The organism is Methanosarcina sp. 2.H.A.1B.4, from assembly GCF_000979385.1.
In the GTDB taxonomy this organism is placed as follows: domain Archaea; phylum Halobacteriota; class Methanosarcinia; order Methanosarcinales; family Methanosarcinaceae; genus Methanosarcina.
Genome location: NZ_JJOV01000073.1, coordinates 15,357 through 30,054 on the forward strand (window position 1 = coordinate 15,357; position 14,698 = coordinate 30,054).

Genomic DNA, 14,698 nt, shown 5'->3' on the forward strand with positions numbered 1-14,698 from the left:
AGTTCACGAGATAGACCCACGTGACCCACTCATTTCCCCTCATTTTAGATGCGTGATCAGGCCAGCTATCGAATGCAGCATAATTCCGGTCAAAGCCATAAAGGACCCGGTGAGGGTCAGCAGGATCATCAAAACTGCGGGCCCGAAGTTAAGGTTCCCACCAAGGTAAAAGGTCCGCAAAAAACCGAAGCCCATGTATAACCCGCCTGCGCTGAGGAGAGAACCGGGCAGGGTGAAGCAGTACAGGGGCTTATTATATTCGATGTCCTTAAAAATCCTGAACAAAACACCCAGGCCGTGCCTTACAGGATGTTCGGTTGAGCCGTCGACGTCGTACCTGACCTGGATCTCCACTTCTGTTACCCTTAACCCGGCCCTGCCGGCGTCTGCGAGCATTTCACTTTCTATTGCCATGCCTGTGGCGTTGAAGCGGAAGATATCTTTTGTGGAGGCGGAAAAGGCGCGGAACCCGCTCTGGGAGTCGGTAATATTGACTCCGGAGTTCAGGACCGTAACCTTGTCAAGGATCGTCTGACCTATGCGCCGGTAGGCTGGAGTGTCGGTGGCGCGACCATTAAGATAACGGCTGCCATTCACCATGTCTGCAACGCCCTCCAGGATGGGAGCAACGAGCTTCGGGATATCGGCAGGGTTGTGCTGCCCGTCCGAGTCCATGGTAACTATAATATCTGCATCCCCGGCGGCCTCAAACCCGGTCTTAAAAGCCATGCCCTTGCCCAGATTGGGGAAATGCACAATCACTTCAGCCCCGGCGTTTGCAGCAACCTCGGCTGTCCGGTCCGAGCTGCCGTCGTCAATAACTATCACCCTGTCAGCATACCTTCTTGCAAGCAGGACAACGCTTCCTATGGACACTTCTTCATTATAAGCCGGCAGGAGCACGGTTATGTTATGGGAACCATCCTGCCTTTCTCTTAAAACCTCATGCGGCATAAGAAATCGATAAGTTCTCCCTGTCGCCAGCTCTGCACCCGTTTTAATACACCCCTTGTTGGAAGAATAAACATGTAATTTAAATTATATATTAGATCTTGTGATGAAAAGCAACACTTTAGTCCAGAACACTATGTAACTCTCAAAAATCGGCACCATGAGACTAATTAGCTAAGACGAAGCAATTTGCAAGTATAAATACTAATCTAAAACGACTAATTAGAATAAATATATATATTACTGTGAGGAGAAATGCTCGTCGCGATTATTGAGATTGCCTCAAGGATAAAAACACGCATAACCTGAGAACCTCATTTAGAGAAGGTTATCTGACGGACAACCTGCCGGGAAAAAATGGAATAAAACCTTTTGAGGAAATAATTCAAAAACGCCTGAAATCTATAAAACGCACCCAAAAACCTCGATTTTGCATTCTTATAAATCATTGACGATTTCTTAAAAACGAATGGTTCTATGTATTTTCCTTTAAAGCGCAATTATTCAGTACAATTCTGAAAAACTTTTCAGGTCCAGGATTTATTTGAGAAAATCATATTGCAATAGCTTTATTAAAAAAGTCACAATGTAGCAAAATTATGACTATGAATTATAAGATGCTATGAAAAAAAATCACGTCTGATAAGTAATACACAAGAATCAAAGAACTTAAATAATTATAAAGTGTAATTCACTAAAAATTAAGAAAGTAAGTGACTATTTCCCGGCAAGGACGCGCTAAAAATATGAAGATTGCAATTATTCTCGGCACAAGGCCTGAGTCAGATATAAGATTTAATCAGAAAAATAGTCACTTAAATTGAAAACTTTTGGAGAAAAAGTTATGTCCTCTCAAATTAAAAATAATTTTATTAGCCCAGAAAGTCTCCAGAATGAAAGGGGCTCACCCATAGATCTTACTTCTCGTATTACAGACTACTCAATTAGCCCAGAAGGAGAAGAATTTCCATTACCTGAACCTGAAGAATATGAAGAAGAATTCAAAAGAATTGAATCACTCGTAAATCAGGCCCGGAACGAAGGAAAAGAAATTGTTGTCGTAATGGGAGTGGGGTTCGTCGGAGCTGTGATGGCTGCGATCATTGCAGATACCAAAGACGAAAACGGGAACTACAGTAAATTTGTAATCGGTTGCCAGAGGCCAAGCCCCCGAAGTTACTGGAAAATCCCACTGCTCAACAGAGGCCAATCTCCTGTAAAATCAGAAGACAAAGAAGTAGATGAGATTATAAAACGCTGTGTTCTTGAAACAAAAACACTGGTATCTACATACACAAACGACTGCCTGAAGCTTGCTGACGTTGTTGTGGTAGATATTCAGTGCGATTATGTAAAATGTGAACTTGGAAACGTCAGAACCGGCGAAACCGACATGGCTGCCCTTGAAGCTTCCATGAAAACAATCGGAGAAAATATAAGTCCAGACTGCCTTGTCCTGATCGAAACGACCGTTGCTCCGGGAACTACCGAATTCGTTGCCCTTCCTCTTCTGAAAAAAGCCTTCTACAAGCGTGGAATCGATTCAACTCCTCTACTTGCACACAGTTATGAGCGAGTCATGCCAGGAAAAGATTACGTTGCAAGTGTACGTGACTTCTGGAGAGTCTGTGCCGGCTGCACCGACGAAGCAAGAGTAAAGGTTGAAAAATTCCTCAGGGAAGTAATCAACACTAAAGACTATCCCCTGACAGTGATGGACAGGCCGATAGAGTCCGAAACTGCAAAAATTATTGAAAATTCATACCGTGCAACAATACTCGCATTTCTCAATGAATGGAGCCTTTTTTCCGAAAGAAACGGTGTGGACATCATAAAGGTGGTAGATGCAATAAAAATGCGTCCAACCCACAGCAACATGATCTTCCCCGGACCGGGAATCGGGGGTTACTGCCTCCCAAAAGACGGAGGTCTGGGTTACTGGGCTTACAAGCACATCCTTGGCTTTGAAGATGGGGATGATGTATTTAAGATCACTCCCACATCAATTGATGTCAACGACACCAGAGCCCTTCATGTAGCCGAACTCACAAGGGATGCTCTCAGAAACATGGATCGGTACATTGCCGGAGCAGATGTCCTGATCTGCGGAGCCAGTTACAGGCAGGATGTAGGCGACACCAGATACAGCGGAAGCGAAATTGTCGTAAGGAAACTTACTGAAATGGGCGCTGAGATGCGTGTCCATGACCCTTACGTGGACCACTGGTACGAGATGGAAAGCCAGGACACTTATCCGGCATCCGGCCAGTCCTGGAAGCGTTTCTTCAGGAACCAGGACAATTTGACTGAGCTAAAAATCGAAGAGGACTTTTCAACAGCTATTAAAGGTATAGAAGCCCTGATCCTCGCAGTTCCACATAATGAATATCTTAACCTTGAACCTGAAGTTATCGTAGAGATGGCAGGCGGGCCTATCGCAGTGATTGACTGCTTCGGGATAATATCCGATGAAAAAATAAGAAGATACTTCGAACTTGGCTGTGAAGTCAAAGCCCTCGGAAGAGGCCACATCCAGAGAATTAAAAAAGAAGTGCAGAAAAGAAAACTCCAAAGACTTTCATAATTTTACAATTTTACAGAGGGGATTATTTGAAAAATAAAAATGTAATAGTCACGGGCGGAATGGGCTTCATTGGCTCCCACCTTACTGAAAAGTTGCTTGAGGATAATGAAGTAACAGTAATTGATAACGGAATAACCGGCAGGATGGAAAACATCGAACACCTGTTAGACCACAAAAACCTCACCCTGATAAAAGGCAGCATAGTGGACCTGAACCTGACTGAAATATTCCAGGGAAAAGATTATGTCTTCCACCTCGCAGCCATCCCCAGCGTTCCTAGAAGTGTAAAAGACCCCTACAGTTCCAACGAAGCAAACGTAACAGGCACTCTGAATGTCCTTATCGCTGCAAAAGACGCGGGAATCAAGAAAGTCGTAATTTCGTCCTCTTCTTCAGTATATGGCGACACTCCAACTCTTCCTAAAATAGAAGATATGCCTGTAAATCCCCAATCCCCTTATGCAATTACAAAAGCTACCGGTGAAATGTACTGCAGGGTTTTTGAAGAACTCTACGGGCTTCCAACAGTTTGCTTGAGGTATTTCAATGTCTTTGGGCCAAGACAAGACCCGACATCCCAATATTCTGCTGTAATTCCCAAATTCATAACAGCAATTGCAAATGATAAAAGCCCTCTGATTTATGGAGATGGAGAACAGAGCAGGGATTTTACTTTTGTCAAAAATGTTGTTGATGCAAACATACTGTCCTGTGAATCCGATCAGACAGGAATTTTCAATATTGCATGTGGAAGGAGAATTACGGTCAATCAACTTGTAGATTACATAAATGAAATACTGGGAAAGGAAATAAAATCAGTATATGCAGACCCAAGACCTGGAGATATCAAACATTCTCTGGCAGATATTTCGAGAGCAGGAAATTTTGGATACAATCCAAAAGATGAATTTAAGGAAGAATTAACTACAACAGTAGAGTGGTTTGAGCGAAAATCTCCATAAAAATACTATAAAACCGAATGAAGATGTCTATCTCAAAGGTGAATGTATGAAAGGGATAATTCTTGCTGGTGGCAATGGTACTCGACTTTATCCAATGACAAAGTCAGTATCAAAACATCTTTTACCAATTTACGATAAGCCTATGATTTATTACCCTCTGTCAGTTTTAATGCTGGCTGGAATTCATGAAATATTAGTTATTTCAACCCTCAGAGATATCCCTCTATATAGAGATTTACTTGATGATGGAAGTCATTTAGGCTTAAAAATTTCATATAAGATACAGGAACAACCAAGGGGAATTGCCGAAGCTTTTTTAGTTGGTGAAGAATTCATAGGAAATGATAACGTTGCTTTAATTTTAGGGGATAACATATTTTATGGTCAAGGTTTGGTTGAACATTTAAAAGAAGCCGAATCTAATAGAAAAGGAGCAACTATTTTTGGATATTATGTAAGTAACCCAAAAGATTTTGGCGTTGTAGAATTCGATAAAGGCAGAAATGTAATTTCAATTGAGGAAAAACCAGAAAATCCAAAATCAAATTATGCGGTCCCCGGCCTGTATTTTTATGATAATCAAGTAATAACAATAGCAAAAACTATAAAACCTTCGGCTCGAGACGAACTTGAAATTACTTCTGTAAACAACGAATACTTAAAAAGAAAAGAGTTGCGGGTTCAGTTGTTAGGACGAGGCATGGCGTGGCTTGACACTGGAAGCTGTGAAGGTCTTCTAAAAGCAGCAAATTTTGTAGAATCCATCCAAACTAGACAGGGCTTATACATAGCATGTTTAGAAGAAATTGCATTCCGTAAAGGATACATCGACAAAGAAAGTTTATTAAATCTTGTGGAGCCGTTGAAAAACACCGATTATGGAAAATACCTTATATCTCTATTTAAGGGGGTTTAAACATAGTAACGGTTTTAGTAACAGGAGGAGCAGGATTTATCGGAAGTAATTTCATAAGGTTTATGCTTGATAGTCACAAAACTTACAGCATTATCAACCTAGACCAATTAACATATGCAGGGAATTTAGAAAACTTAAGAGACATTGAAACTAATGCAAATTATTCCTTTTTTAGAGGAAATATTTGTGATAGATCTTTAGTTGAAAGAATAGTGTCAGAAAATAACATTGATTATATAGTCAATTTTGCTGCCGAATCACATGTAGATCGAAGCATAAAAGATCCTGAAATTTTCATCAAATCAAATGTACTGGGTACTCAAGTATTATTAGACGCTGCACAAAAATACAATCTAAATAAATTTGTACAGATATCCACTGACGAGGTTTATGGTTCCTTAGGTAGCACGGGATATTTCACAGAAAATACTCCACTTTCCCCCAATAGTCCATATTCAGCGAGCAAAGCGAGTGCTGACTTATTAGTGAGAGCTTATTATAAGACATTTGGTTTAAATGTGAATATTACGAGATGTTCAAACAATTATGGTCCTTACCAATTTCCAGAAAAGCTAATCCCATTGATGATTTACAATGCTATAAATGGGAAAAAAATTCCGGTATATGGTGATGGATTGAATATTCGTGACTGGTTGCATGTGAATGATCATTGTTCTGCAATTGATTCTGTACTTCAAAATGGCAAAATTGGAGAGGTATATAACATTGGGGGAAACAACGAGAAGACAAACATTGATATTGTGAAAACAATAATAAAAATTCTTTCAGAAAAACTTCCCGAAAGGGATATATCAGAATCATTGATCTCTTTTATTGAAGACAGAAAAGGTCATGATCGCAGATATGCGATCGATGCAACAAAAATAGACCAGGAATTGGGCTGGAAACCTCAAATCGTTTTTGAAGATGGAATAAGAATGACTGTTGATTGGTATTTAAACAACAAACACTGGTTAAATTCCATCATAAATGAAGATTATAGAAACTATTACCAGAAAGTGTATGGTGGATTGTGAATATTCACATTCCGTATATAGGATACAGATGTAATTATAAAAAATGTATTTACATTAATTATCATACTGGCTTATAAAAAATCCAGTTTCACTAATTGACAGGGTGGGAATATGAGATGATCAATATCACTAAAACACATTTGTCTGATCCCATTAAGCTAGACAAATATGAGGTAATTAATGTCACTAAAACATATTTACCTGATCGCACTAAGCTAGACAAATATATAGACAAAATTTACAGCACCGCATGGCTGACCAATAATGGACAATTAGTAAAGGAACTTACCGCAAGGCTTGAAGAATACTTAGGTGTCCAAAACCTGTTACTTGTATCAAATGGAACTCTTGCCTTACAAATTGCATATAAAGCTCTTGGAGTAAGTGGACAAGCAATAACTACTCCATTTAGCTTTGTAGCTACTACCAGTTCTCTCGTATGGGAAGGCATTGAACCCATTTTTGTGGATATAGATCCCAAAACATTCTGTATCGATCCATCCAAAATTGAAGAAGCTATAAAACCAGAAACTACAGCAATAGTACCAGTACATGTATTTGGCAATGCCTGTGATGTGGAAAAAATTGAAAAAATTGCACAGAAGTATGGTTTGAAAACTATCTATGATGGAGCACACGCCTTTGGAGTGCAATATAATGGTGGAAGTCTGCTGTCCTACGGTGATGCAACAATACTTAGTTTCCACGCCACCAAGCTTTTTCACACTATAGAAGGCGGAGCTATCATCTTCAAAAACAAAAAAGACCTTGAGAAAGCTAAGCTGATGATTAACTTTGGCATTGCTGGTCCAGATTCGGTCACAGAACTGGGCATAAACGCTAAAATGAATGAATTTCAAGCTGCAATGGGTCTTTGTGTTCTGGATGAAATGGATACAATATTGGAACAAAGAGCTGAAATCTGGAGCCACTACGAAAACGTTCTCAAGGATCATGTGCAACTACAAAAGCGCAACTCTCAATGTAACAATAATTACAGCTATTTTCCAGTGCTTTTCGAAAGCGAGGGAAAGCTTATGGAAGTCAAAAATGCTATGAATGCTGCTGGTATTAATCCAAGACGATACTTTTACCCCTCTTTAGATACACTTGAATATCTAGAACCACATACCCCTCAAACAGAATCAAGGGACATTGCGAGCAGAGTTATGTGTTTGCCACTTTACCCCGGTTTGTCAATAAATAAAATAGAAGAGATAATTAAAATATTAAATATGTAATGGAGTGAATATGAATATATTATTAATCGGGCAATGTACCCTGCACTGGGGAAGGATGGAATTTGGAAATATTGGAAACTATTATATAATCGAACCTTTTGTTCGGGAACTGCATCGAGTATTTCCAAATGCAACGATTAAGACAACATTTCAGATGTCAGAGGAGTTTTGTATTCGAGAGAAGATAACGGTTTTACCAATGGATTATTATTACGGATGGACAGGAAACGACCTCGATGTGGCACTTAAGGAGATCGAAATTGCTGAAAAGTATGCTATAACAGGAATGTTTGAAGAAGTAACACCCTATATTGAAGCTGTAATGGATGCTGATCTAATAATTGATTATAGTGGTGATATATGGGGAGATAATGCAAATCTTTTGGGAAGAGATAGATTCCTAGTTGGTTTGTATAAGGACCTTGTGGCTCAAAAACTTTCCAAAACTATAGTTATGCTCGCAGGTTCTCCAGGCCCATTTTCAGACAATGAATCAAAAAAAATAGCTAAAGAAGTATTTAAGGGCTTTGATCTCGTTACCAACAGGGAACCAATTAGCAAGGACATTTTGAATAAAAATGGTTTTGATGTGGAACATGTTCAAAGTTTAGCGTGTCCATCTTTTTTATTTGAGCCCTCCAAAGATAGTTATGTTAACACCCTGCTAAATAATGAAAAAATCCTTGGAAGTTGTGAACCAATTGTAGGATTTGTATTATGCGGCTGGAATTTTACTCAAGGACCATTCGATAAATGGCCAAGGGATGATGAAGAGTATACCGTTTTTGCAGAAGCAATTGAGTTCATCAGCGAGTCTATAGGCGCAAAAGTATATCTTATGTCACACTCAAACGGATTCCCAATCCCACCAAAAGAGTTCAAACTCATTCATGGTAGAGATTATCCTATAATCAAACAATTACAAAGGATTATAAATGATCGAGGCATCGCAAAGAATGTTTTTGCATTGGACGAGGCATATGATGCATGGACAACCAAAGCTATCATTGGACACTTTGACATGCTAGTCGGTGGAAGAGTTCATTCTACTGTTGCTAGTACATCGCAATGTGTACCAACCGTCATCATTGATTATGGGCATGAACCTAAAGCTCACAAACTAAGAGGCTTCGCAAAAGTTATTTCAATGGATAATTATGTTGCCAATCCTTCAAAAAAACACGACTTGATAAACAAGATAGACCAATGCTGGAATGACAGAGTTATCATTAGAAGAATACTTGAAGAAAAAATCCCCCTAGTTAAAAAGATGGCTAGTCAAAACTTTGACCTTCTACCAGGATTGATTAAATAATAGAGGTTGTTTTATGAAAATAGGAATAATGCAACCATATTTTTTGCCATATATTGGTTATTGGCAACTTTTGAATACAGTGGATAAATTTGTAGTTTACGACAATATTCAATTCACCACAAAAAGCTGGATACGCCGCAATCGCATCCTTCAAAATGCAAAAGATACCCTTTTTACAATTCCCCTTAAATCCGATTCTGATTATTTGGATATTCGTGAAAGATTCATCTCAGATCAATACTTTGACAAAGATGCAGGGAAACTTATCCGAAAAATCAAAGATACTTATCGAAAAGCGCCATATTTCAACGAGGCAATGCCAATTATAGAAAAATGTTTTATTTATCAAGAAAAAAACCTTTTTACATTCATTTTTAACTCAATACAGAAGATTTCCGAATATTTAGGAATAACTACTGAAATTATCGTTTCATCTCAGATAGAAATGGATCATTCGTTAAAAAGTCAAGAAAGAGTAATAGAGATCGGTAGAAATTTATCGGCCACCATATATATAAATCCAATTGGAGGCTTAGAGCTCTATGATAGTAAATCATTTGAATCCAATGGGATCGACCTCAAATTCATAAAATCAAAAAATTGTGAATATAAACAATTTGATAATGAATTTGTACCTAATCTGTCAATCATAGATGTGATGATGTTTAATTCAAATGATGAGATTAAAAAAATGCTTAATATGTACGAACTTATTAGGAATTAAGAAATGTCACATGAATTATCTTTAAAATATATCGAACTTGATAAAAGTGAATTCAGTTCAAAAAAAGTAGAGAATTATTTCAACGAGATGTGTAATTATTTTATTCCACCGTTAAATCAAATGGTCGATATAAATAAATATTCAGATAAACTTGTTCATAATGCTGATTGTTTTTTTATTCAAAATCATAGAAAGAATATCGGTTTTTTAGCAATTTATACAAATGATTATTCTAGAAAAATAGCATTTATTAGCTCTGTGTCTATTGTTCCTGAATATCAAGGCATTGGGATATCTCAGAAATTGATTGATTTTTCAATTGAGCATGCAAGAAAAAAAGGGATGAAATATATAAAACTTGAAGTAAATGAAAACAACATAAAAGCAATAAAACTTTATAAAAAAAATAGATTTAGTGTAAAGTCAAATGACAACAGTAGTCTCCTAATGATCAAGAATATATAACTATATTCATCAAAAAGAGACCTATCACATGTACATATAGGTTATACAGAGTTATTTTTCAAATGGTGTAGTTAATATTACACTCAAATTTTTTAAAAAATGATTGTCAGAGTTGTCTTCCAAAAATGTGAACAATATGAATTCCACCAATACCCTCCGCCACAAAACGATTACAGGGATAATCTGGACTTTCTTTGAGCAAACCTTTAGAGTTGGGATTCAGACCATCACTACAATTATATTAGCGTGGTTCCTGCTTCCAGAAGATTTTGGTCTTATGGCCATGATCACAGTCTTCTTTGCTATTGCTAACTCTTTAATAGATTCCGGCTTTAGTCAAGCCCTCATTCGTAAAAAAGAGGTTAGCCAAACTGATTATTCCACGGCTTTCTATACAAATCTAGTGTTGGGACTTTTAGTTTACGCACTTCTTTTCGCCTCTGCACCCTTCATAGCCAGTTTTTATGATGAAACAAGATTAATAGTGTTGGTTCGTGTAGTGGGATTGGTAGTGATTACCAATTCATTTCAACTGGTGCAGGTAGCAGACCTTACCCGAAAGTTGAACTTTAAAGTCCAATTCAAAGTGACTCTGCCTTCCGCGATATTTTCCGGTGTTGTGGCCGTTTTCATGGCAGCAATGGGTTTTGGAGTATGGAGTCTGGTAGCTCAGATGCTAATATCATCTTTTGCTGCTACAGCACTTTACTGGATTATTAATAAATGGAGGCCCAGCAAAGACTTTAGTGTAGAATCACTTCATGAAATGTTTGGCTTTGGTTCAAAACTATTAGCATCTGGCCTGATAGATACCGTTTTCCAAAATATTTATGTAATAGTTATTGGCAAACTCTTTTCAGTTACACTGGTGGGATACTATTTTTTTGCTCAGAGAATTCAACAGCTTGTTGTAAAACAATTAACAGGTGCAGTACAAAAGGTTACCTACCCAGCACTATCATCCGTACAGGATGATAATACAGCACTTAAGGCATTTTATCGGAAAATTATTCAGATTGTTGCCTATATTGTCTTCCCTTGTATGATAGCTCTTGCAGTGCTGGCTAAACCTCTATTTAGTCTTATGCTGAAGGAAGACTGGTTGCCTGCAGTACCTTATTTACAGCTGTTATGCATAGCAGGTTTGTTGTACCCCCTTCATGCAATCAACTTGAATATTCTCAAAGTCAAAGGTAGATCGGACCTCTTCTTGTATTTAGAGATAGTTAAGAAACTCATGATTGTGATAATTATATTGTTTAGCATACAGTTTGGTATTTTTGGAATTCTAATAGGACAGATAATTAGTTCAGCTTTGGCTTATATCCCCAACAGTTATTTTTCAATTAAACTGATTAACTACTCTGTACCGGAACAGTTACACGACTTTATTCCCACACTTCTATTAGCTGTTACAATGGGCGTTTTTATGCATTATGTAGGCTTGGTTCTACCACTTGGTGGATTTGTGTACCTTTTAATGATTGGTTTATCAGGTGGTGTATTCTATGTGTTAACCAACTATTTGTTAAAAATGCAGGCACAGGCATTACTGTTACAAATAATTAAAGAACAATACATAAAAAAAGCGTGAGAATCATGGATGAAGCCCAAGAACCATTAGTTAGCATTTGTTGTATCACATACAATCAAGAGAAGTACATAAGAGATGCCATTGAAAGTTTTCTCATGCAGGAAACGGACTTTCCCTTTGAAATTATCATACACGATGATGCATCAACAGACGGGACAGCGGATATTATCAGAGAATATGAAAAAAAATATCCTAGGATAATAAAGCCAATTTATCAGACAGAAAACCAGTATTCCAAAGGAATAAAAGTAACATTATTGGCATGTAAAGAGTCGAAAGGCAAATACATCGCATTTTGTGAGGGTGATGATTATTGGACCTATCCATTGAAATTACAGAAGCAAATTATGGAGATGGAAAAACATCCTGAATGTCACATAAGCTTTCATCCTGCAATCATAAAGTGGGATGATGGGAGTAGAGTGAATCAAACGATGTGCTTGCATTCTAAAAAACATACAGTTTTTACAACAGAGGAAGTAATTTTAGGTGGAGGGGGAGGCATGCCTACAAACTCTATTATAATAAATAACTTGGTTATGCCTAGAATTATTTCTTTTTTTGAGATGGCAAAAGAAGCACCATCTGGAGATTATTATATACAGATACTAGGCGCAGAAAATGGTGGGGCTTTATATTTAACTGATATAATGAGTGTTTATAGAAGGGGAGTTCCAGGTTCTTGGACGGAGAGAATCGAAGAATCTTCCGATATATATTCATGGTTGGATCCTTCAATAACTGCTATTAATAAAATAGATAAATTTACGAATTATAAGTACTCCAAACAATTTATTATGAGGAAAAAGCAGTTGGTTTTGAGAGGATTAAAGTCTACACATATCGATAAAAACATAAGGGCAAATTTATTAGAATCTCATAAAGAGTATATAACTGTTAAAGATAAAATATTGTGGCATACAACATATAAACACCCAAAAATCATAAACTTACTTTCGATTGTCAAGGCCGGTGAATAATTCCTCATTTTAGCCGGATTAAAATTCCCCAATTTACAATCCTTGAGAAAAGCTCGAGGATCATAAATAATGCTGAAAACGGAGGTGCGACAAGAAGCTGAATTATGGATTGCTACAAGCTATCCTATTTGCTCAGGATATCCCTATCGCAGCATGCATTTTGGTAACAAAATTGTGTGAAGCCTGCAAGACAACGTGGAAAAGATCAAAAACCTAATTTGATCAATCTGCAAGGGAAAGACTATCATGGAGAAACGAAAGTTGAATTATCGTAAGGATCGTAATCAGCGACAAGTGAAATGGGTTGATACACTTGAACCAACAGGTAAGGAACCGAATTATACTGGCTCTCCGAACGGTATAATGAGCAAACAAAATGTTCCCGCTCTACAGATAACTCCTAAAATGGTCATATTATCCATAAATTCAGAACTTGGAAAGTCCCATGTGCTCCCACAATAATAATAAAAAAAAGGTAGGAATTTCGCGAGAAACAACAATGGCACAGGGGATAAAGGAAACGGTAAAAAGCGAATGGCATTCTGTAATGGAATGCATAGAGGTTCAGAATTTGCCTTATCCCGAAAGGGAGCAGACTGTGTGCCACGAAAGCGCACCCATGCGGCAGTTTTGTCGCATTAGTGTGCTATACTGCATAGAAGATGAGGGTGGGCCCCTCGGACTCGTTATACAGGTAATGATTCCAAACCACCATAAGCTGCTTTGGTCAAAAGCCACGGTAGTGAGCGTTATGGTAAAAGGCGAGGCTTGACTTCGTCAGGTACGTGCTATGGAGACGAATGCAAATGAACCAATGTTGACGTGTCGAAACCTTGATGATGTCATCAAAACCAGGGTGAGTCTGTAACCTGGGATGAGTCTGGAAGATACCCTGTTTACTGACCAGACGGTGACCGGCATAAAGTTGGCGTGAACTTAGCACAGGCTTCTTTGTGGAACGTGGGAACCTGCACATCGATGTTAAGAGAAACCTCCAAGCGGCGGACCCGCAAGGACTAAAGTATCAATGCGATGTGCAGGGACGGAACAATTCGTAGTAGTGATGAAGCTTCTGTAATGAAAGTGGAGCGAAGGGATTGTGTTATCCAGTTTTGAACAGCGGTCAACCTTGATCAATCAAGGGAAGAACCGATGGACAAAACAAAGCCTTATGGACTGGATAATGGGAGCCGGATGAGTCGAGAGGCTCAAGTCCGGTTCTGAGAGGGCCTAGGGGTGAAATTCCCCTGGGCTACTTACCTGCCGTAGGTGTTCTATTACATGAAAGGAAGCAAACTTATGAATGCAGGATACTCAACGACACCATTAGGTGAGAGGCTTGCAGACAATTCAACCCCGGTCAAATGGGAACAAATCAACTGGAAAACAGTAGAAAAGAATGTTAATAAGCTGCAAGCCCGGATTGTAAAAGCAGTTAGACAAAATAAGTGGCACTTAGTTAAACGACTACAATACTTGCTTACCAATTCTTTCCATGCCAAATTACTGGCAATAAAGAAGGTGACACAGAACAGAGGTAAAAGAACAGCTGGAATCGATGGAGAGAAATGGACAACATCAAACTCCAAGATGAAAGCTGCTCAAAAATTATCAGATAAAAAGTACAAAGCTCAGCCATTGAGACGGATCTATATTGAGAAACAAGGAAAGAAGAAAAAACGCCCATTAAGCATTCCTACAATGTACGATAGAGCAATGCAGGCACTGTATGCTCTTGCTTTAAATCCAATAGCAGAAACTACAGCAGATAGAATATCTTATGGATTTCGTAAATATCGAAGTTCACAGGATGCACAAGCTCAACTATTCACATGTCTGAGTAAAAGAAACTCTGCTCAATGGACTCTTGAAGGTGACATTAAAGGATGTTTTGATAACATAAATCACGAATAGCTCTTGAACAACATT

At 38.2% G+C, this 14,698-nt stretch carries 13 protein-coding genes; 12 read left to right on the plus strand and 1 reads right to left on the minus strand.

Going from position 1 to position 14,698, the window contains the following annotated elements; genetic code table 11:
• Nucleotides 1-39: 39 nt before the first annotated feature.
• Nucleotides 40-954 (minus strand): glycosyltransferase family 2 protein, encoded by a 915-nt coding sequence (locus EO92_RS11120; RefSeq protein WP_048171616.1) that lies wholly within the window; start codon nt 952-954, stop codon nt 40-42.
• A gap of 841 nt (nt 955-1,795) precedes the next feature.
• Here EO92_RS11120 and EO92_RS11125 point away from each other — a divergent pair.
• The 12 genes from EO92_RS11125 to EO92_RS11185 all read left to right on the plus strand — a co-directional run bounded on the left by EO92_RS11125 (nt 1,796) and on the right by EO92_RS11185 (nt 14,683).
• Complete coding sequence (locus EO92_RS11125) at nt 1,796-3,535, plus strand: nucleotide sugar dehydrogenase (RefSeq protein ID WP_082108064.1); 1,740 nt, start codon at nt 1,796-1,798, stop codon at nt 3,533-3,535.
• A 26-nt stretch (nt 3,536-3,561) separates the two neighbouring features.
• Nucleotides 3,562-4,497, plus strand: coding sequence for an SDR family oxidoreductase (locus EO92_RS11130; protein ID WP_048171617.1), 936 nt, complete (start codon nt 3,562-3,564; stop codon nt 4,495-4,497).
• Between the two features lie 46 nt (nt 4,498-4,543).
• A complete protein-coding gene (gene rfbA / locus EO92_RS11135; protein ID WP_048171676.1) occupies nt 4,544-5,413 on the plus strand; it encodes a glucose-1-phosphate thymidylyltransferase RfbA in 870 nt (289 codons plus the stop codon).
• 2 nt (nt 5,414-5,415) lie between these two features.
• Entirely contained in the window at nt 5,416-6,450 is a 1,035-nt protein-coding gene (rfbB, locus tag EO92_RS11140; protein ID WP_082108067.1) for a dTDP-glucose 4,6-dehydratase, read from the plus strand.
• A 116-nt stretch (nt 6,451-6,566) separates the two neighbouring features.
• Complete coding sequence (locus EO92_RS11145) at nt 6,567-7,691, plus strand: DegT/DnrJ/EryC1/StrS aminotransferase family protein (RefSeq protein WP_048171621.1); 1,125 nt, start codon at nt 6,567-6,569, stop codon at nt 7,689-7,691.
• A 55-nt stretch (nt 7,692-7,746) separates the two neighbouring features.
• The gene (locus EO92_RS11150; protein ID WP_082108075.1) at nt 7,747-9,006 is read left to right on the plus strand and encodes a polysaccharide pyruvyl transferase family protein; all 1,260 of its coding nucleotides are present in this window, start codon (nt 7,747-7,749) and stop codon (nt 9,004-9,006) included.
• A 13-nt stretch (nt 9,007-9,019) separates the two neighbouring features.
• A complete protein-coding gene (locus tag EO92_RS11155) occupies nt 9,020-9,730 on the plus strand; it encodes a WbqC family protein (RefSeq protein WP_048171625.1) in 711 nt (236 codons plus the stop codon).
• Nucleotides 9,731-9,733: 3 nt separating this feature from the next.
• Nucleotides 9,734-10,195, plus strand: a complete 462-nt coding sequence (locus EO92_RS16730; RefSeq protein ID WP_052734342.1) for an N-acetyltransferase — start codon at nt 9,734-9,736, stop codon at nt 10,193-10,195.
• A gap of 136 nt (nt 10,196-10,331) precedes the next feature.
• The gene (locus tag EO92_RS11165; RefSeq protein ID WP_048171628.1) at nt 10,332-11,789 is read left to right on the plus strand and encodes a lipopolysaccharide biosynthesis protein; all 1,458 of its coding nucleotides are present in this window, start codon (nt 10,332-10,334) and stop codon (nt 11,787-11,789) included.
• 5 nt (nt 11,790-11,794) lie between these two features.
• Nucleotides 11,795-12,769: a glycosyltransferase gene (locus EO92_RS11170; RefSeq protein WP_052734343.1), complete on the plus strand. Its 975-nt coding sequence runs from the start codon at nt 11,795-11,797 to the stop codon at nt 12,767-12,769.
• Between the two features lie 445 nt (nt 12,770-13,214).
• Nucleotides 13,215-13,541 carry a hypothetical protein gene (locus EO92_RS11180; RefSeq protein WP_048171632.1) on the plus strand — a complete coding sequence of 109 codons (327 nt, stop codon included), beginning with the start codon at nt 13,215-13,217 and terminating at the stop codon, nt 13,539-13,541.
• Nucleotides 13,542-14,050: 509 nt separating this feature from the next.
• Nucleotides 14,051-14,683, plus strand: a complete 633-nt coding sequence (locus EO92_RS11185; protein ID WP_052734344.1) for a reverse transcriptase N-terminal domain-containing protein — start codon at nt 14,051-14,053, stop codon at nt 14,681-14,683.
• Nucleotides 14,684-14,698 lie beyond the last annotated feature (15 nt).

What these genes read in the sequence shown, in the direction of transcription:
- EO92_RS11155 (WP_048171625.1), top strand. Translation starts at nt 9,020, where the DNA reads ATGAAAATAGGAATAATGCAACCATATTTTTTGCCATATATTGGTTAT.
- EO92_RS11170 (WP_052734343.1), top strand. Translation starts at nt 11,795, where the DNA reads ATGGATGAAGCCCAAGAACCATTAGTTAGCATTTGTTGTATCACATAC.
- EO92_RS11150 (WP_082108075.1), top strand. Translation starts at nt 7,747, where the DNA reads ATGGAATTTGGAAATATTGGAAACTATTATATAATCGAACCTTTTGTT.
- EO92_RS11120 (WP_048171616.1), bottom strand. Translation starts at nt 954, where the DNA reads ATGCCGCATGAGGTTTTAAGAGAAAGGCAGGATGGTTCCCATAACATA.
- EO92_RS11180 (WP_048171632.1), top strand. Translation starts at nt 13,215, where the DNA reads ATGTGCTCCCACAATAATAATAAAAAAAAGGTAGGAATTTCGCGAGAA.
- rfbA (WP_048171676.1), top strand. Translation starts at nt 4,544, where the DNA reads ATGAAAGGGATAATTCTTGCTGGTGGCAATGGTACTCGACTTTATCCA.
- EO92_RS16730 (WP_052734342.1), top strand. Translation starts at nt 9,734, where the DNA reads ATGTCACATGAATTATCTTTAAAATATATCGAACTTGATAAAAGTGAA.
- EO92_RS11125 (WP_082108064.1), top strand. Translation starts at nt 1,796, where the DNA reads ATGTCCTCTCAAATTAAAAATAATTTTATTAGCCCAGAAAGTCTCCAG.
- EO92_RS11145 (WP_048171621.1), top strand. Translation starts at nt 6,567, where the DNA reads ATGATCAATATCACTAAAACACATTTGTCTGATCCCATTAAGCTAGAC.
- EO92_RS11185 (WP_052734344.1), top strand. Translation starts at nt 14,051, where the DNA reads ATGAAAGGAAGCAAACTTATGAATGCAGGATACTCAACGACACCATTA.
- EO92_RS11165 (WP_048171628.1), top strand. Translation starts at nt 10,332, where the DNA reads ATGAATTCCACCAATACCCTCCGCCACAAAACGATTACAGGGATAATC.